This window comes from Devosia oryzisoli, assembly GCF_014837245.1.
Classification (GTDB): domain Bacteria; phylum Pseudomonadota; class Alphaproteobacteria; order Rhizobiales; family Devosiaceae; genus Devosia; species Devosia oryzisoli.
Genome location: NZ_JACYFU010000001.1, coordinates 1,010,932 through 1,029,483 on the forward strand (window position 1 = coordinate 1,010,932; position 18,552 = coordinate 1,029,483).

General features: G+C 63.7%; 17 protein-coding genes. 12 read left to right on the forward strand and 5 right to left on the reverse strand.

From position 1 onward, the window contains the following. Positions 1 to 51: 51 nt before the first annotated feature. Positions 52 to 1,011, forward strand: a complete 960-nt coding sequence (locus tag IC608_RS05085; protein ID WP_191773211.1) for a magnesium transporter CorA family protein — start codon at positions 52 to 54, stop codon at positions 1,009 to 1,011. Positions 1,012 to 1,039: 28 nt separating this feature from the next. On the opposite strand, the gene IC608_RS05090 is transcribed toward IC608_RS05085, so the two are convergent. Beyond that, positions 1,040 to 1,447, reverse strand: coding sequence for a winged helix-turn-helix transcriptional regulator (locus IC608_RS05090; protein ID WP_191773212.1), 408 nt, complete (start codon positions 1,445 to 1,447; stop codon positions 1,040 to 1,042). Positions 1,448 to 1,591: 144 nt separating this feature from the next. Between IC608_RS05090 and IC608_RS05095 the strand changes: the two genes are divergently transcribed. The 5 genes from IC608_RS05095 (at position 1,592) to IC608_RS05115 (ending at position 7,478) form a co-directional block, all read left to right on the forward strand. Next, positions 1,592 to 2,476 (forward strand): SDR family oxidoreductase, encoded by an 885-nt coding sequence (locus IC608_RS05095; protein ID WP_191773213.1) that lies wholly within the window; start codon positions 1,592 to 1,594, stop codon positions 2,474 to 2,476. 117 nt (positions 2,477 to 2,593) lie between these two features. Then, complete coding sequence (locus IC608_RS05100; protein ID WP_191773214.1) at positions 2,594 to 4,936, forward strand: efflux RND transporter permease subunit; 2,343 nt, start codon at positions 2,594 to 2,596, stop codon at positions 4,934 to 4,936. A gap of 139 nt (positions 4,937 to 5,075) precedes the next feature. Next, on the forward strand, positions 5,076 to 5,597 hold the full coding sequence (locus IC608_RS05105) for a hypothetical protein (RefSeq protein ID WP_191773215.1): 522 nt from the start codon (positions 5,076 to 5,078) through the stop codon (positions 5,595 to 5,597). 69 nt (positions 5,598 to 5,666) lie between these two features. After that, the gene (locus tag IC608_RS18430; RefSeq protein WP_345890833.1) at positions 5,667 to 6,908 is read left to right on the forward strand and encodes a diguanylate cyclase domain-containing protein; all 1,242 of its coding nucleotides are present in this window, start codon (positions 5,667 to 5,669) and stop codon (positions 6,906 to 6,908) included. Between the two features lie 72 nt (positions 6,909 to 6,980). Next, a complete protein-coding gene (locus IC608_RS05115; RefSeq protein WP_191773216.1) occupies positions 6,981 to 7,478 on the forward strand; it encodes a cytochrome b in 498 nt (165 codons plus the stop codon). Between the two features lie 39 nt (positions 7,479 to 7,517). On the opposite strand, the gene ssb is transcribed toward IC608_RS05115, so the two are convergent. Further along, positions 7,518 to 8,024 carry a single-stranded DNA-binding protein gene (ssb, locus tag IC608_RS05120; RefSeq protein ID WP_191773218.1) on the reverse strand — a complete coding sequence of 169 codons (507 nt, stop codon included), beginning with the start codon at positions 8,022 to 8,024 and terminating at the stop codon, positions 7,518 to 7,520. Between the two features lie 477 nt (positions 8,025 to 8,501). Between ssb and uvrA the strand changes: the two genes are divergently transcribed. The 6 genes from uvrA (at position 8,502) to IC608_RS05150 (ending at position 14,731) form a co-directional block, all read left to right on the forward strand. After that, a complete protein-coding gene (gene uvrA, locus IC608_RS05125; protein WP_191773220.1) occupies positions 8,502 to 11,408 on the forward strand; it encodes an excinuclease ABC subunit UvrA in 2,907 nt (968 codons plus the stop codon). Positions 11,409 to 11,637: 229 nt separating this feature from the next. After that, positions 11,638 to 11,790: a hypothetical protein gene (locus tag IC608_RS05130; RefSeq protein ID WP_191773222.1), complete on the forward strand. Its 153-nt coding sequence runs from the start codon at positions 11,638 to 11,640 to the stop codon at positions 11,788 to 11,790. A 199-nt stretch (positions 11,791 to 11,989) separates the two neighbouring features. Next, complete coding sequence (locus tag IC608_RS05135; protein ID WP_191773224.1) at positions 11,990 to 12,139, forward strand: DUF1127 domain-containing protein; 150 nt, start codon at positions 11,990 to 11,992, stop codon at positions 12,137 to 12,139. Positions 12,140 to 12,292: 153 nt separating this feature from the next. Next, positions 12,293 to 12,853, forward strand: a complete 561-nt coding sequence (locus IC608_RS05140) for a type 1 glutamine amidotransferase domain-containing protein (RefSeq protein WP_191773226.1) — start codon at positions 12,293 to 12,295, stop codon at positions 12,851 to 12,853. Between the two features lie 43 nt (positions 12,854 to 12,896). Next, positions 12,897 to 14,279: a methylenetetrahydrofolate--tRNA-(uracil(54)-C(5))-methyltransferase (FADH(2)-oxidizing) TrmFO gene (gene trmFO, locus IC608_RS05145; RefSeq protein ID WP_191773228.1), complete on the forward strand. Its 1,383-nt coding sequence runs from the start codon at positions 12,897 to 12,899 to the stop codon at positions 14,277 to 14,279. Next, a complete protein-coding gene (locus IC608_RS05150; RefSeq protein WP_191773230.1) occupies positions 14,276 to 14,731 on the forward strand; it encodes a YiiD C-terminal domain-containing protein in 456 nt (151 codons plus the stop codon). Before trmFO ends, IC608_RS05150 begins: the two co-directional genes overlap by 4 nt. Here IC608_RS05150 and IC608_RS05155 read toward each other — a convergent pair. From IC608_RS05155 to secD, 3 genes are read right to left on the reverse strand one after another with little or no spacing between them, the layout of a single operon-like run. Next, a complete protein-coding gene (locus IC608_RS05155) occupies positions 14,720 to 15,565 on the reverse strand; it encodes a phytoene/squalene synthase family protein (protein ID WP_191773231.1) in 846 nt (281 codons plus the stop codon). The genes IC608_RS05150 and IC608_RS05155 overlap by 12 nt on opposite strands. Further along, positions 15,555 to 15,962: an Mth938-like domain-containing protein gene (locus tag IC608_RS05160; RefSeq protein WP_191773233.1), complete on the reverse strand. Its 408-nt coding sequence runs from the start codon at positions 15,960 to 15,962 to the stop codon at positions 15,555 to 15,557. Before IC608_RS05160 ends, IC608_RS05155 begins: the two co-directional genes overlap by 11 nt. Next, positions 15,946 to 18,501, reverse strand: a complete 2,556-nt coding sequence (gene secD / locus IC608_RS05165; protein ID WP_191773234.1) for a protein translocase subunit SecD — start codon at positions 18,499 to 18,501, stop codon at positions 15,946 to 15,948. The genes IC608_RS05160 and secD overlap by 17 nt, the downstream gene beginning before the upstream one ends. Between the last annotated feature and the right edge of the window lie 51 nt (positions 18,502 to 18,552).

Below are 18,552 nucleotides of genomic sequence, written 5' to 3' on the forward strand. Positions count from 1 at the left end.
TCTCGCCCCTCGGGCGGACTTTCCGGTCGTACCGATTGGAAAGACTTGCCTATGCTCCAGGCCTACCGGCGTTCCCAGCACTGCCTTGCCGACTGTTCCCTCGCCACGCCCTCGGAGGTGCTTTGGGCGGACCTCAATGGGGCGACGCCCGACGAGGTGACGTCGGTCGAGGATGCCCTTGAAATCGAGATTCCGACCCGGGCCGAGGCGGAGGAAATCGAGCTCTCCTCCCGCCTCTACGCCGAAGACGACGCGCTCTTCATGACCATGACGGCCTTGGCGGGGCTCGATACGGATAATCCGGCCAAGACCCCGGTCACGTTCATCCTCAAGAACCACACGCTGGTCACCGTCCGCTATGCCAATCCCAAGCCGTTCCACGCCTACCTGTTGCGCGCGCGCAAGGGTCGCGGCGTGCCGCTTGGGAGCGGTGAGGAGGTCATGCTTGGCCTGCTCGAAGCGCTGATCGACCGCACCGCCGACGCCCTCGAGCGGGTGGGCAACGAGACGGATGGCATTTCCCGCGAAATCTTCAAGCGGGGCAAGGAGAAGGCCAACAAGAAGACGCGCACGCTCGAAACGCTGGTGGAAGCCATCGGCCACAAGGCCGAGCTTCTGACCATGCTGCAGGATTCGCTGGTCAGCATCACCCGCCTCATCGCCTATTACAGCGCCGCGGGCCAGGAGGGAGGCAGTCGTGAGCAGGCCCGCCTGATCCAGCGCGATGCGGGACAGCTGGCCGAACACGCAAGGGCGCTTTCGGCCAGGCTCGGTTTCCTGCTCGACGCCACGCTCGGCGTCATCAATCTCGAGCAAAACCAGATCATCAAGATCTTTTCGGTCGCCGCAGTGGTCTTTCTGCCGCCGACCCTCGTGGCCTCCATCTACGGCATGAACTTCCACCTCATGCCTGAGCTCGACTGGTCCTTCGGGTACCCGTTCGCGATCGGCCTGATGGTGGTGTCGGCCCTCCTGCCCTACCTCTATTTCAAGCGCAAAGGCTGGCTGTAGACGCCTCGACCCGTCGTGCTGGCACCACTTATGAAGTGGCGTCGAATGAGGTGCGCGCGGTCTCGATCGTCGGGAAGTTGTCGTTCGCCCACTGGATGAGATAGCCGAACGGCACGATCAGCGAGGCTCCGAGTTCGGTGAGCCGATATTCCACCGAGGGGGGCTTGGTGTCGAACACCCGCCGCGCCACGAGGCCGTCGCGCTGCAAATCCCGCAGGGTCTGCGTCAGCATCTTCTGCGAAATGTCGGGCACTTCGCGGTGCAGCTGGTTGAACCGCCGGGGGCCTGTGGCCAGTGTCATCACCAGCAGCATGCTCCACTTGTCCCCGACCTTGTCGAGCACGTTGCGGACCGGGCAATTGCCCTGCAGGCCGTCCGACGCGGCCGCTGCCCATCGCTCAATATAAACTGCCGGATCAGCAGCAAAGCCGGTCATGTGCTTACCTCCAGGTAATCTGCGCCCCACCAAGTGCCTCCTTTTCAGGCTCGAAAAGGGTGACTAGATAGGTGCTCACTTTTCGATACTTACTCTCCACATGCAGTGCGAGCAAGAGGATCGAAGCTCAGCCCGGAGTTCCCCATGAGCACTTTTGCCAACGCCCCCCTTCTCGTCACCGGCGCCTCCGGCCAGTTTGGCCGAGCGGCCGTCGAAGCCCTTCTCGCCCGCGGCGCAACGCAAATCATCGCCGGCACGCGTAATCCGGCCAAACTGGCTGACCTGGCTGCGAAAGGCCTGGACGTGCGGCAGGTGGATTTCGACGATCCGGCGTCGCTCCCTGCAGCCTTCGCCGGGGTTGAAAGGCTGCTGCTCGTCTCCACCGATGGCATCGGCAAACGCATCGCCCAACAGACTGCCGCCGTGGAGGCAGCCAAGACAGCTGGCGTCAAGCATATCGTCTACACTTCGGCACCCGCTGCTCGTCCAAACCCCGATGCTGGCCTCAACCCGGAACATTTCTGGACCGAAGCAGCCATCTTTGCATCCGGCCTCGGCTTCACCATCCTGCGCAATCACATGTATGCCGAAAACACGCTCATGGATGGACCGCAGGCCATTGCCTCCGGTCAGCTCTTTGGCCTGATTGGAGACCGCGGCACGAGCTATGTAGCGCGCACTGACGCCGCCCGCGCCGCGGCCGGAGCCCTGCTCAGCGCGGAAACCAGCACTGTCGAAGATGTGACGGGCCCTGCTCCCGTAACCAATGCTGAACGGGCAAAGGTGCTGTCCGCGCTCTCCGGACGCCCGGTTTCGGTCATTGCGGTGGAGCCATCCGCGCTCAAGGCGGGCATGGTGGCTGGCGGCGTCCCCGAAGGCATGGCTGCAGCGCTCCTGGCTTTCCAGCGAGACGCCGTAACGGGCCACCATGGCGTCGTGACCGATGTCGTTGAACACTATTCGGGGCAGAAGCCGAAGGCTTTCGCCGATGTCCTCGCCGATCACCGCGCCGCTTTCGCCGCGCGCTGATGGGAACCTGTCGGCCGGTGCTGGACGCCTCGGCCGACACCTCATAGAAATCGCTGAGCTGTCGCCTGTCAGGGGAGTCGGATCGCGGTGTCGCTCAGGTCTTTGTTGAAGGGCGTCTTGGACCGCATCACCTTCAAGCGCTCCATCGGGTTTGGCCTCGAATGTATCGGCCTCGGCACGCTGCGCTATCCCCGGCTGATCGCCCTGGGTGTGCTGGTTATTACGGCTCTTTTCGCCGCCCAGATGCCGCGGCTCGGCGTCGACGGCGACCTTCTGCGGGTCTACGCCCATTCCGGCGAACATTACGATGCCTATGAGCATCTGGCGGATACCTTCGGCACGTTCGAGAACGACGTCTATGTGCTGGTGAGCGCGCCGCGCCTGGCAGACCCGGACGTCATCGAGCAGGTGCGTTCACTCGCCTTCGACCTTGAGCTCAGCGACTACGCCGTCGGCACCATGTCGCCCTTCACACTGCGCAGGCCGACGCCGGAGGGCGGCTCGGTGCCGGCGGTGCCGGAGGATCTCACGACCACCGACGAGGTGGCCATGACGCTGATGGATTTGCAGCAGAACGACCCGCTCATGCGCAATCTCATCACTCCGGACCTCACCGGCATTGTGATCATCCTGTTTCCGAACCAGGAGATGGTCAGGCAGGATGGGTCGAAGGCCATGCTTGCCAGTGTGCGCGAGACGCTGGCCCCCTACCAGAACCAGGACCTCGCCATCGAGCTGACCGGGCCGCCGGTCTGGACCTCGGAAATGCTCAACGCTGCCGTCAGCGACCAGATCAAGTTCACGACCTGGGGGTTCTGCCTCGGCGCCCTCATCGCGCTGATCGTTCTCCGGTCGCTTCCCGGCGCGCTCATCGTGGCAGCGACACCGTTCCTCTCGGTCGTCTGGGTCATGGGCCTCGTGACGCTTGTCTTCGGCAGCTTCTCGTTCCTCACCATCATCGTGACGACGCTGGTTCTGGTGATCTCGTTCGCCGAGTCGATGTTCTTCGTCTTCAACTGGCTGGCCTTCTGGCGCGATGGCATGGAGCCAAACAAGGCCGTGGATGCGACGGTCAAGCTTGTCGGGCCAGCCACGGCACTCACCATGCTCACCACCCTGGTGAGTTTTGCCTCGCTCTCCCTGACCCCCGGCCAGGGCATCCGGGAGTTTTCCGTGGCGGGTGCGGCGGGGTCGTTCCTGCTGTTCGTGTGCCTGATGACGTTCACCCCCCTGCTGCTCAAGCTCGTCATCCGCTTCGGTTTCAAGGCCCCCCAACGGACCAGCCTTGTGCTTACCGCGCCGCTGCCGCTGAGCTGGTTCCTCGCCAGCCGCTACGGGCGCCCGTTGTCGATCCTGGCTATCGTTGTCACGATTGTCCTGTTTGTCCCCTATGCGCTGATCCAGCCGCATTTCTCGTTCGAGGACTTCATCGCCAAGGACTCAACGGCCCTGAGCACGGCCGCGGACATCGACCAGGGTGTTGGCGGCGTCGCCCCGCTCTATGTCAAGGTTCCCCTCACGCACGGCGACCCCAACGTGGCGCCCGAGGATTTCGACAAGATCCAGACCGTCCACCGCATCCTTGAGGAGCACCTGGGGGTCAACAAGGTGATCTCCGCCGCGAGCATGACCAACTATACGGATGCCGGCTTTTCCCGGCAGGAGGTGTTTGAGTCGGTCGGGCCGTTCATGAAGCGCCGGTTCATCACCGATGACGGGCGACAGGCGCTGGTGACGGGCTTCATGCCGACGATCATCGATTCGGACGTGCTCAAGCAGTTGGTGATCGACCTGCAGGCCGAGTTCAATGCGGCAGGCATCGCCGATGCGGAGATCGGCGGCTTCCGGATCCTCACCACCTTTGCCACCGATAACATCGTGCGCGGCCTTCAACTGGATCTGACGGCGTCGGTCCTCGTCAACCTGGCGCTGATCGGCTTCGCATTCCAGTCGTTCAGGGTGGCGCTCGCCTCTGCCGTGCCCAATCTGTTTCCCGTCCTCGGTACCGAAGCGTGGCTCTATTTCACCGGCGCCGGCTTGCAGCTGACCACGGTGATCGCGCTCACCATCGCCTTCGGCATCGCGGTAGACGACACGGTGCACTTCCTGTCGCACTATCTCCATTCCCGCCGCGACGAAGGTCTCGAACACATGGAAGCGGTTCGGCACACGCTCAATCGCATCGGCGGAGCCATCGTCGCAACCACGCTGATCCTCTGCTCCGGGGTTGCCATCGTCCTTTTCTCCGATCTGCCGCAGGTCGCGCTGTTCGGCGCGCTATTCGTTTCCACCTTGGGATTTGCCCTGATCGGGGATTTGTTCATCCTGCCGGCCATGCTCGCGGCGGGGGGGCGGTTCTTTCATCCGCTGGGCCGGATCGGGGTGCGGATGGCCGACGAAGAACCCACGCCCGACGATCCCACGGCCGACACACACACCACCGCAGCGTCCCCTCTCTGACACTCTCGTGAGGGGCCATCCGGCGCTTGCGAACGAGTCGCTGCCGACGATAGATTTGACCACGCGATTCCGGCATACGGACGCCATTGAAGCCGCGCTTTTTCGGGGGCCCGAAGAGCCGAACTGGAGGCCCCGTGCCATGACCAAACCCGGTGCTCTGTTGCGCGCTGCGGCGCTCGCTGTCCTGCCCATCGCCGGCGCCACTATCCCGGCCGTCGCCGCCCCGGCCGATATCGAGCTGATCCGGTCCTATTTGGGCGAGTGGCGGGGACGAGGCACGCTGGTGGGCGCGACAACCGAAAGCGTCGTGTGCCGCTTGTCGGTGACCCCGGGAAACGGCGACAAGGTCAACTACTCCGGCCGCTGCGTCCTTGCCGGGACCACGCTATCCGTGGCCGGCACGATGGCCTACATCGAGGCTTCGCGCCGCTACGAGGCGGCGATGACCTCTAACGCCACCTTCAGCGGCATTGCCGTTGGCCAGAAGCGCGGCAGCGCCCTGGTGTTCAATCTGCGCGAGCGAGACCAGGATGAAGAGGGCAAGGATCTCAACATCACGGCGCAGATCCATCTCGAGCCCGAAGCGATCGCCGTGGCTTTCGAAGTCGTTTACGTCGAGTCCGGAGACAGCCTGTACGCCGAAGTGCCGTTTAGTCGATAACCTTTCACTGCAAGAACAATCTCTTAAGCACGTCCACCTATATTAACCCCCGAAGGGTCGGGGTTATTCGTGACTAGTACTGTGCAGAGCGCTCATCCGGTGTTCATGGATAAGGCGGCGCTGGCGCGCCTTGCGGCGCACTTTGGAGTCATCGGCGCCGGTCTGGTTTCCGAGCGAGGGGGCTGGATTGAGAGCTTTGGCTCATCTGTCCCACCGACCGTAGGGCTCGGAAAGCCTGTTGGCCACGGCATCGTCCGAACGGACCTGGACGGCATCCCGTTCTTTTCCGCTGCGCCCATTGCGGCCCTTTGGGCCGGAGACGCCTATTGGCTCTCGCTCTGGGACGACCGCCCGCGCGCCGCTGCCGAAGCTGCCACCATCTTGGCCCGGCTCGAGCAATTGACGGCGCAGGTGGCGCTGGATCGGATACTGGCAGCCGATCGCTACCGGACCCGCCTTTTCGAGCGGGCCTCGCGAACGGCGCGCATCGGCATTTGGGCCTGCCGCCTGCCGGACGAGCGCCTGACGTGGTCCGAGGGTGTATACGATCTGTTCGAATTGCCGCGCGGCATCCCTGTCAGCCGCTCGTTGGCGCTCGATCTCTACCTGCCGGAATCTCGCTTGCAGATGCAGGTCCTGAGGGAGCAGGCCATCGCGACGAGGAGTGATTTCGCGCTGGATGCGCAGATCATCACCGCAAAGGGCAACCACCGCTGGATGCGCATTACCGCAGCAGTGGAGAGCCGCGGCAACACTGCCGTCGGCATCTTCGGCATGAAGCAGGACATCACGGCCGAGAAGAACCTCGCGGAGCACACAAGGCGGCTGGCCGAGACCGATGCCATGACCGGACTGGCCAATCGCGGCCTGTTCCAGCAAAGGCTTGATGCGGTGGAGCGCTGCGGCGGCGCCCCCTCGATGCGCGCCCTGCTGCTGGTCGACCTGGATAACTTCAAGCAGATCAACGATACGCTTGGCCACGCGCAGGGGGATGCCTGCCTTGTGGAAACGGCCCGGCGGTTGCGCAAGGCTTGTCCCCCGGATGCTCTGGTGGCGCGCATCGGCGGCGACGAGTTCGCAGTCCTGACCTCAGGCACGACCACCGACCCCGAAGCGCTGGCGCAGGAGATCGTCGAGGCGCTGCGGCCTCCTTTCCAACTCGGCGATCAGGTGCGGGTAGTGGGGGCATCGGTGGGTCTCGCGCGCCACCGGGGGCAGTCGGCCGACGCGCTTTATCGCAATGCGGACACCGCGCTTTACGCCGCCAAATCCGGTGGCCGGTCCACCTGGCGCCGCTACGAGGCGGCCTGATGGGCTTCAGCCTGCTGTCAGGATTGTCCTGCTAGATGACAGTCGCTCGCCTAGGCCCACAGGAGGATAACCATGGCATCTCGTAAAGACGGATATTCAGGACTGCAGATTGGCGTTCATTGGCTCATCGTGGCGATGGTCGCCGTGCAGTTGCTGGTCGCCGAACGCATGTCCGAGATGGTGGAAGCGGCCGAAGAGCATGAGGTCGTATCAGCTACAACGTCCGCGCTTGCAGCGGTCCATTATTGGCTTGGTATTGGTATCTTATTGGTCATGTTTGTGCGCCTTTTAATGCGCTTTTCCATGGGAACACCGGAGCACGCGGGTCGCGACAACGCGCTGCTCAACACCGCCGCCGCCACAGTGCATTGGTTGCTCTACATCGTCCTCATTGCCGTTCCGATAAGCGGTCTTATCGCCTACTACGGCATTGCCGAGATCGGCGACATCCATGCTCTTTCCAAGCCAATCCTGATCGTTCTGGTCTCGCTCCACATCCTGGGAGCCCTCTACAACCAGTTCATCCGCAAGGACGGGACACTGATGCGGATGCTCCGGCCGGCCCGCTAAGGCCAGAAAAAAAACCCCGGCATGCCGGGGCTTTCCATCTCAGAACGGGATGTCGTCGTCCATGCCGCCCGGCTCGAAGGCCGGGGCGTTGGCGGACGGCCGGCGCCCGCCGCCACCACTGTTGTCCCGCACGCCGCGGAACCCGCCTTCGCCGCCACCGCTGCCATAGCCGCCACCAGCATCGGCATTGTCGCCGCGCCCGTCGAGCAGCGTCAGGTTCGAGTTGAAGCCCTGCAGCACCACTTCGGTGGAGTACTTGTCCTGGCCGGACTGGTCCTGCCACTTGCGGGTCTGCAACTGGCCTTCGATATAAACCTTGGAGCCCTTGCGCAGGTACTGCTCGGCGACGCGCGCCAGGCCCTCTGAGAAGATCACCACGCGGTGCCACTCGGTCTTTTCGCGCTGCTCGCCGGTGTTGCGGTCTTTCCAGCGCTCGGAGGTGGCCACCGACAGGTTCACCACCTTGCCGCCACTGGGCAGGTTGCGCACTTCGGGATCGTTGCCCAGATTGCCAACCAGAATGACCTTGTTCACGCTTCCGGCCATCGTCTCATCCTTCCAAATTCAGTCCCGGTCTGCCCGGTCGCGGGACGCTTTCTTGCTCGGTGGCACGGCGCCTCGAACCCGGACGTTCGCCGCACCACCTTCGGGGCCACCTTATCGGCATTGCGTCCCGGCTGCTTCCGAAATCGTCGGTTATCTACCGTTCGTTGGGGACTGACCCGGCTACCTGTTCTCTTTATGTTCCCGTGCTCCACAAGAGTCAATCGGCCGCTGCTGACACGGATTGTCAGGAGTGCTCGCCGAAAGCAGCCGGGCGAACGCCTCGCGGCTTGACCGACTCTTGCACGTTCCGCATATGTTCACGTGAACCGGCATCCGCTCCCGCCGTTACTGGAGAGGATGCGCGATGCAGGGCCGGTCTGCGCCCGGACTGCTTGCACTGGGATGGTCTCAGTCCTATCTGTTGACCTTCCTCCGAAAGAGACTTCGACCGACGGTGCATTTGCGCCGGACGCCAGCATGGACCGCAAGATGACCCAGCCGCACAGCCATTCCCGTGAGATCGTCGTGCGGGGCGCCCGCGAGCACAATCTCAAGGGCATCGATGTGCGCCTGCCGCGCGACAGCCTGATCGTGATGACGGGGCTTTCGGGCTCGGGCAAGTCGTCGCTGGCATTCGACACCATCTATGCCGAGGGCCAACGGCGCTACGTGGAGTCCCTGTCGGCCTACGCCCGCCAGTTCCTCGAGATGATGCAGAAGCCCGATGTCGAGCACATCGAGGGACTGTCACCGGCCATTTCCATCGAGCAAAAGACCACGTCCCGCAACCCGCGCTCGACCGTCGGCACGGTGACGGAAATCTATGACTATCTGCGCCTGCTCTATGCCCGCGTCGGCATTCCCTATTCGCCGGCCACGGGGCTACCGATCGAGAGCCAGACGGTCAGCCAGATGGTCGACCGCACCCTGGAATTGCCCGAAGGCACCCGGCTCTACCTGCTTGCGCCGATCGCGCGCGGCCGCAAGGGCGAATTCAAGAAGGAACTGGCCGACCTGATGCGCAAGGGCTTCCAGCGCGTCAAGATCGACGGCGAATATCACGAAATCGAGGACGCCCCTGCCCTCGACAAGAAATACAAGCACGATATCGAAGTGGTGGTGGACCGCGTCGTCGTGGCTCCCGATATTTCCGGCCGCCTGGCCGAGAGTTTCGAAACCGCGCTCAAGCTCGCCGAGGGCATCGCGCTCATCGAACTTGCCGACGAGACAACCGAGGACGGAACGCCGCGCCAGATCACCTTCTCGGAAAAATTCGCCTGCCCTGTGTCCGGCTTCACCATTGCCGAGATCGAGCCGCGCCTGTTTTCGTTCAACAACCCGTTTGGCGCCTGCCCGGTCTGCGATGGCCTTGGCACCGAGCAGAAGATCGACCCGGACCAGATCGTGCCAGACGCGACGATGTCTCTGCGCGATGGCGCCATTCTGCCCTGGTCCAAGACCAGCGCCCCCTACTACCAGCAGACCCTTTCGGCAGTGGTGAAGCACTTCGGCGCTTCCACGGGCACGGCCTGGAACGAGTTGCCCTTCGATGTGCAGCACGCCGTGCTCTACGGCACCGACAAGACCAAGATCGATTTCGTCTATGATGACGGCCTGCGCCAGTACAAGACCAGCAAGGTCTTCGAAGGCGTCATCGGCAATCTCGAGCGCCGCTACCGGGAAACCGAAAGCGCTGGCATGCGCGAAGAGATCGAGAAGTACATGTCGGCCAAGCCCTGCATTGCCTGCGGTGGCTATCGCCTGAAGCCGGAGGCGCTGGCCGTCAAGATCGATGGCCTGCACATCGGTCAAGTCACCGATATGTCGATCCGCAACGCCTCGCAGTGGTTCATCGATCTGTCGGCCAAGCTGACCCCGACGCAGTCGCAGATCGGCGAGCGCATCCTCAAGGAAATCCGCGAGCGGCTGGCCTTCCTCAACGACGTGGGGCTGGAATACCTCACCATGTCGCGCAATTCCGGCACGCTGTCGGGCGGTGAATCGCAGCGCATCCGCCTCGCCAGCCAGATCGGCTCGGGCCTCACCGGTGTGCTCTACGTGCTGGACGAGCCCTCCATCGGCCTGCACCAGCGCGACAATGCCCGCCTGCTCGAAACCCTGCAGCGGTTGCGGGACCTGGGCAACACCGTCATCGTTGTCGAACACGACGAGGACGCGATTCTGACGGCCGATTATGTTCTCGACATCGGCCCCGGTGCCGGCGTGAACGGCGGCAATATTGTAGCCGAAGGGACGCCGGACGATATCCTGGCCCACCCGGACTCGCTGACGGGCAAGTACCTCTCTGGTCGCATGGGCATTCCCATGCCTGCCACCCGGCGTGAGGGCAAGACGGGCAAGACACTCACGATCAAGGGCGCGACCGGCAATAACCTCAAGAACGTCTCGGTCGACATTCCCCTGGGCACCTTCGTGGCCATCACCGGCGTGTCTGGCGGCGGCAAGTCAACGCTGATGATCGACACCATGTACCAGGCGATCGCGCGCCGGCTGAACGGCGCCCGTGTGGTACCCGCGCCGCACGAGGCCCTCACAGGTCTGGAGTTCCTCGACAAGGTCATCGACATCGACCAGTCACCGATCGGACGCACGCCGCGTTCAAACCCGGCCACTTACACGGGCGCCTTCACGCCGCTGCGCGAGTGGTTCGCCGGGCTGCCGGAAGCCAAGGCCCGTGGGTACGGGCCGGGCCGTTTCAGCTTCAACGTCAAGGGCGGACGCTGCGAGAAGTGCGAAGGCGATGGCGTCCTCAAGATCGAGATGCACTTCCTGCCCGACGTCTACGTCACCTGCGACGTCTGCAAGGGCAAGCGCTACAATCGCGAGACGCTGGAGGTGCAGTTCAAGGGCAAGTCGATTTCGGACATCCTGGACATGACAATCGATGAGGGCGTCGAATTCTTCTCCGCCGTCCCCGTCATCCGCGACAAGTTTGCCACCCTGCAGCGCGTGGGCCTGGGCTACGTCAAGATCGGCCAGCCGGCCACCACGCTGTCGGGCGGCGAAGCGCAGCGCGTCAAGCTGTCCAAGGAACTCAGCAAGCGCGCCACCGGCCGCACGCTCTATATGCTCGATGAGCCCACCACCGGCCTGCACTTCCACGATGTGGCCAAGTTGCTCGAGGTGCTGCACGAGCTGGTCGACGGCGGCAATACGGTGGTGGTGATCGAGCACAACCTCGAGGTCATCAAGACTGCTGACTGGGTCGTGGATTTGGGCCCTGAAGGTGGCGATGGCGGGGGCGAGATCGTCGCCATTGGCACCCCGGAAGAGGTGGCGGCCAACTCGCGGTCTCACACCGGGACCTTCCTCAAGGAAGTGATGGAGCGCCGGCCGCACTTCGCGACGCGGGCTGCGGAGTAGCTACCGTGTCGTGACCACGGCACTCCAGCCCATCGACCGGAGACGATCCTGTCGCGCGCGCTGCGACGGGGTCCGCTCGCGTCGCTAAACGATGCCAATATCAATTGCCACAGTTCATTCAGCGCGCCATGCGTTGACCGCATGAGGGATGTGAGCGCCGGCCGCTTTCCTTCTCCACCGGATCAGCCCAAGTTTCCATCCTGATGCGATACCTCAGGGAGCAAGTCCGATGTTTGTTAGAGCCGTCTGGCGCATCAGGCGCCTCGTCGACATTAAGCAGACGCTTCGGGAGATGGACGTTCCTACCACGCGTGACGCCGACATGCTGGGCATTTCGGGCCCCGACTTCTCCAAGATGACCCGGTCGCTGTTCGACCGCTGAGCGTTCCCACGTCCTCCCCAAGTGACTTGGCCGCCGATCGGCAGATCGGCGGCTTTCGCTTTGTAGAAAGACTAACAACGCGCAAAGCAGTCGGTCACGTTGTCATGCACCCGACGCATGGTTCAATTGACCAATCTCTATCTGCTCACTCGCGATGGCCCTCCCTATATCTGTCATCGTAAACGAAAGGAGATTTCCGATGGACATCCGTAAAACCTTCAAGAAGTGGGCCGCTTACCAGCAGACCGTTCGTGAGCTTGCCGCTCTCGACAACCGTCAGCTCAACGATCTGGGCATTTCGCGCACCGACATCAGCCGCGTTGCTCGTGATCATGCCAGCTCGCTCTAAGACCAACCCCCCTTTTACTTCAAACCGAACACCCGCCTCTCTCTGAGAAGCGGGTGTTTTGCTATCTGTGCTCCGCTTTACCGGTTGTGATCGCCCCCACCGGAACGAAGGTCTACGCGCTCCGTTGGCCGAACTCACCAAAAGGAGCGCAAAATGCAGAATCTTGCGAACAAATCCATTGCCATTCTCGCGACCAATGGGTTCGAACAGTCCGAGCTCGAGGTGCCGCTGAACAAGCTCCGCGAAGCCGGTGCGAAGGTCGACGTCGTTTCCCTGGAAGCTGGCGAGATCAAGGGTTGGGACAAGAAGGACTGGGGTCGTAGCGTCAAGGTCGACAAGACGCTCGATGCCGTTTCGGCCGATGACTACGATGCGATCGTCCTGCCTGGCGGCCAGATCAATCCCGACCTCCTGCGCGTGGAGCAGAAGGCGCTCGACCTCATCAAGGCATTCTGGACGCAGAAGAAGGTCGTTGCCGCGGTCTGCCACGCGCCGTGGCTGCTCATCGAGGCCGGCATCGTCAAGGATCGCAAGGTCACGAGCTACAACTCGATCAAGACCGACGTCATCAACGCCGGCGGCAAGTGGGAAGACAGCCCGGTCGTCGTCGACCAGGGGCTGGTGACCAGCCGCAATCCCGGCGACCTCGACGCCTTCTGCGACAAGATCGCCGAGGAGATCAGCGAAGGCCGTCACGATCGGCGCGCGGCCTAAACATTGATTGCCCAGACATGGCGGGCTTGCTATCTCGCTCGCCATGTCCAAGAACACCATACACATCATCGGCGGCGGTCTCGCCGGTTCGGAAGCGGCCTGGCAGGCTGCCGAGACGGGCCTTGAGGTCGTGCTCCACGAGATGCGCGGCACCAAGACCACCGACGCGCACAGCACCACCGACTTCGCCGAGCTGGTCTGCTCCAACAGCTTCCGCTCCGACGATCACGAGCAGAATGCGGTGGGCCTGCTGCACGAAGAAATGCGGCGATGCGGCTCACTGATCATGCGGGCGGCAGATGCGCACAAGCTCCCGGCGGGTGGCGCCTTGGCCGTGGACCGCGAGGGGTTCGCAGCGGCCGTGACTGCGGCGATCTCCGGCCACCCCAACATCACTGTTGTCCGTGAGGAAATCGCGGGGTGGCCCCCCGAGGATTGGCAGCACGTCATCATCGCCACCGGCCCGCTGACATCCCCTGCCCTGGCCGATGCGATTCTGGAACGGACGGGCGAGGATTCGCTGGCCTTCTTCGACGCCATCGCACCCATCGTGCACTATGACAGCATCGATCACGAGATTGCCTGGAAGCAATCGCGCTACGATAAGGCGGGACCTGGCGGTACGGGCGCGGACTACCTGAACCTGCCGATGGACCGCGACCAATACTACGCATTCGTCGAGGCGCTGAAATCGGCGCCCCTGCACGAATTCAAGGATTGGGAGAAGGTGCCCTATTTCGACGGCTGCCTGCCGATCGAGGTGATGGCGGAACGCGGCCCAGAGACCCTGCGACATGGCCCAATGAAGCCGGTTGGGCTCACCAATCCGCGCAATCCCACGGTGAAGCCCTACGCCATCGTGCAACTGCGGCAGGACAACGCCCTGGGAACGCTCTGGAACATGGTCGGCTTCCAGACCAAGATGCGCTACGGCGTGCAGACGGAAATCTTCCGAATGATCCCGGGGCTGGAGCATGCGCAGTTTGCGCGGCTCGGCGGCCTGCACCGCAATACCTTCATCAATTCCCCAAGGGTTCTTGCGCCCGATCTGACCCTCAAGGCCGACCCGCGCATCCGCTTTGCCGGGCAGGTGACGGGCGTCGAAGGCTATGTCGAGAGTGCCGCCGTGGGACTGATCACGGGACGGCTGACGGCGGCCGATGCCCTCAAGAGACCCATGTCCATGCCGCCCCGCACCACGGCGCTCGGGGCGCTGGTCGATCATATCACCGGCGGCCATATCGAGGCCGAGAGCTATAGCGGCGCCCGCAGCTTCCAGCCGATGAACGTCAATTTCGGGCTTTTTCCCGAAGTCACCATCACCAAGCCGGAGGGCGTGAAGCGCTGGCGCGGCCCTGAAAAGACCATGGCAAAACGCCGGGCGATCACGAGCCGTGCCCTGGCCGATCTCCAGGGCTGGGCATGACGCCGGCGGCGCTCACCCACTACCTGCGCCACAATATTCCGCTTGCCGCGGCCATGGATGTGGCCGTGACGGAGGCGGGCGTGGACGGCGTCGTTCTCGAGGCGCCGCTCCTCCCGAACATCAATGTCCACGGCACGTTCTTTGGCGGCAGTGCCGCTACCCTGTGCCTGCTGGCGGGCTGGAGCGCGCTGTTCCTGCGGTTGCAGGCGGAAGGAGCCGAGGTCGACCTCGTCATCCAGCGCACGGAGATGGACTATCTCGCCCCCGTCTCAGGGCCGGCCAGCGCCGCGGCGGCGATCGATGAAGAACACTGGCCCGGCTTTCTCGCCACCCTTAGCCGGCGCGGCCGGGCACGCATCACCGTGCACGCGCGGCTGCTGTCCAATGCGGTAATTGCCGGTCGGCTGGTGGGTGACTTCGTAGCCATCGCCAAGGCGCCATCAGCGCCCTGAAAGCGCCCACCACGCCATGCGCCCGATCTTGCGCCAATCGGGCAGGTCCGGCGGCATGCCGTAGGGTCCGGAAGACTTCTCGCGCCACAGCCGCAACTGGGCCGCGATGACCGGCAGCAGCGCGAAAGCCGGACGCAGATGCACAGGTAACGCCGCCACGGACGTACGCGCCTGCGCCAGATGATCTTCAGCGAGTTCAGCCACCTGGCTGAGCGCCGCATGCACGCCTTCGCTGTCCTGTCCGGAAAACAGCTCCGCCTCGGCGACGCCATTGGCCGAGAGCACGGAGAGCGGCAGCATGATCCGGCCCTGCGCCGAAACCGCACCGAGCGCGCGCAAATGGCCCGCCATGGCCTGCGCCACGCCGAGGTGTCCCGCCGCATCGCCCGGCTCGACCGGCGCCCCTTCGTTGAGGATCATCGCCGAAAGCTGCAGCAAGGTGGACGCTGTCTCGCCCGCATAGCCTTCAAAACTCTCGAGGTCGGGCATCGGGTCGTCGTAAAGGTCGAACCGCCGCGCGCCCAGCAGGCGCTGTAGCGTGCCTATGGGCAGCCCATAGATATCGAGCGTCTGCAGAAGCGCATCGGCGACAGGGTTCTGGCGGACAGATCCGTGGTCCTTGCCCTCCAACGCATCATTCCACCACTGCAGGCGGATTTCGCCCGGCGCCGGATTGGACACGCGCTCGCGGATGGCCGCGACCTCGGCGTTGAACGCATAAAGCGCGGTTATGCCGGGCCGCTTGTCGACCGGAAGCACCAGCGTTGACAGGTACCGGTCCCGATCAAGCTCGCGCAGGGTGCGCGCCGCGTGGTCAAAGCTCTCAGCGGGCATTCTCGACCGCGATCAGGGCTGCTGCCACGGCCCGTTCTTCCGCCAGCAGAACATTGTAGGTGCGGACGGCGCCACCCGTCTGCACGGCCTCGACGATCACCTGGCGGTCACGCAGGGCTTGCCGGATGGCAGGGTCCATGGCGACGATGTCGTTGCCCAGGCCGATCAGCAGCACGTCGATCTCGTCGGCGGCGTCGAAAACCGGCTTCAGGCTTTCCATCGTGAGATCGGCCGCCGACTCCACCGGCCAGGCCAGCATGCCGCCCGGAACGCACAACAGCGAACCGCGGTGCGAGGTGTCGCCGAAGCGAAACCCGCCATTGCCGTAGGCGTCTATGCCGACGCGCCGGGGGTAGATTCCCGCTGCGCCCCGCTCGCGCTCAGACGGTTGCGCCATCCGTGGACTTTTCCTTGTTGGCCGGCGTCGTCGGATCATCAGACTTCTGCTTGAGGCCGAAGTTGATGAGGATCGGGCCGTTCACGATCACGGACGAGTACATGCCCACCAGCGACCCGAAGGTCATGGCGATCGTGAAGCTGCGCAACACCTCGCCACCGAACAGAACCAGCGGCACCAGAGCCAGCAGCACGGTGAACTGCGTGAGCGAGGTGCGCACGATGGTCTGGTTGATGGAGAGGTCGATCAACTCGGGCAAAGGCATCTTCCGGTGTTTGCGCAGATTCTCGCGTATTCGGTCCGACACCACCACGGTTTCGTTGAGCGAGAGGCCGACAAGGGTCAGAACCGCCGCGATCGAACTGAGGTTGAACTCGAGCCCTGTCAGCGAGAAGAGCCCGATGGTCATGATGATGTCGTGCGAGGTCGTGGTCACAGCGGCCAGCGCGAATTGCCATTCGAACCGGAACCAGATGTAGACCAAGATACAGGCGAGCGCGATGATGACGGCGATCGTCCCCTTCCACGCCAGCTCACCCGAAACCGTGCCGCTCACCGCCTCGGTGCGGCGGATTTCATACTGGTCTCCCGCGAGCGCATCGCGGATCTTAGTGACGGCTGCCTGGTCGGCGTCCTGTCCGCCCTCCTGCGCCTGCACGCGCACCAAAACGTCCTCGGGCGTGCCAAAACCCTGGACCTGTACTTCGCCGAGTTCGAGCCCGTCGAGCAACTCGCGCACACGGCCCACATCGGCCGGGCCCTCAGTGTGCTGCACCTCGATGGCCGTTCCGCCGACAAAATCGATGCCGAGGTTGAAACCCTTGAAGTACGCGGCGCCCACGGAAATCACCGACATGATGATCGAGAGCGCGATGACGTAGCGCGAGATCTTCATGAAGGGGATCTTCGTCCCGTCGGGGATGAAGCGGAAGTGCTGGATCTTGAGGGTCTTGGGACGCACGCGGCGATACCACAGGCCGACCTGGTAGGAGGTCACCGTATAGGAGGTAAAGAGCGAGGTCAGGATGCCGAGGCCGAGGGTCACGGCAAAGCCCTGCACCGGGCCTGAGCCCATGAAATAGAGCACGACGGCGGCCACCAGCTGCGTCAGGTGCGAGTCGACAATGGTGCCCCACGCCCGCTCGAAGCCGGCGGTAATGGCTTGCAGCGGCGACTTTCCGGATCGCTGCTCTTCTCGCATGCGCTCGTAGATGAGCACGTTGGCGTCCACGGCCATGCCGATGGTGAGCACGATACCGGCGATGCCCGGCAAGGTCAGCGTCGCCCCCATCAACGACAGGGCGGCAAAGATCAGGATGACGTTCAGCACCAGCGAGACGTTGGCGAAGACGCCCCAGACGCCATAGGCGATGACCATGAAGCCGACCACCAGCACGGCGGCGACGACACCGGCGGTGAGGCCGGCGCGGATGGAATCGGCGCCGAGGCTGGCGTCGACGGTGCGCTCCTCCACCACGTCGAGGCTAGCCGGCAGGGCGCCGGCGCGCAACAGCACCGCCAGGTCGTTGGCGGACGCGGTGGTGAAGTTGCCGCTGATCTGGCCGGTACCGCCGGTGATCGGCTGCTGGATCACGGGCGCGGTGATCACGGTGTCGTCCAGCACGATGGCGAAACGCTTGCCAACGTTCTGCGAGGTGATTTCGCCGAAGGTGATGGCACCGCGAGTGTCGAACTTGAAGCTCACCACTGGTATGCCGCGCTGCTGATCGTAGGACGGCTGCGCGTCCACCAGCGACTCGCCGCCGAGGGCGACGTCTTCGTAAACCAGTTCCTTGGTGCCATCCTGGGTCGGCAGCACCATGGTGCCCGCCGGCAAGCCCTGCGCCTCGGCCTGCTCGGCAGACATGCCAGGATAGACCATGTGGAAGGTCAGCCGGGCCGTCTGGGAAATGATATTCTTGAGCCGCTGAGAGTCGCCGAAGCCCGGCACCTGGACCAGTACACGGGTATCGCCCTGGCGCTGAATCGACGGCTCGGTCGTGCCCAGTTCGTCAATGCGGCTGCGGATCACCTCCAGCGACTGGGCGACCAGCGAGCTCATGCGCTGCGTGATGCCCTCCGGCGTCAGCGTGACGGACAGCTTGCCGTCGGCCGTTTCACCAAAGGCCAATTCCTCGACGCCCGTACCGCCGAACATCACGTTGCTCAGGGTGTTCTGGAGGCCGCGCAGCGCGGTTTCCGCCTGCGGCTTCTGGCTCGGGTCCGTCAGTTCGATATAGATGGAGTTGGTGGCCGGATCGGTCGTGATCAGGTTGCCGATGCCATTCTGGTTTGCCAGCACATTGCGCGCGTCGCGTCGCAGGTCGCTCAGCCGCTGTTCGACGATGCCGCTGCGATCCACCTCGAGCAGCAGGTGCGATCCGCCCTGCAGGTCGAGGCCCAGTACGAGGCCCGGCTTGGGCAGCCAACCCGGCAGGGACGCCTGGACATCCTTGGGCAGGAAGTTGGGCATCGCGATCACGATGCCCAGCACCGCAACGAGTAGGATGATGATTGCGCGGATCGGCGAATGCTGCATGGACGAATTCCAGAAAAACAAAGCGCCAGCGCTCTTTCGAGCGCCGGCGCA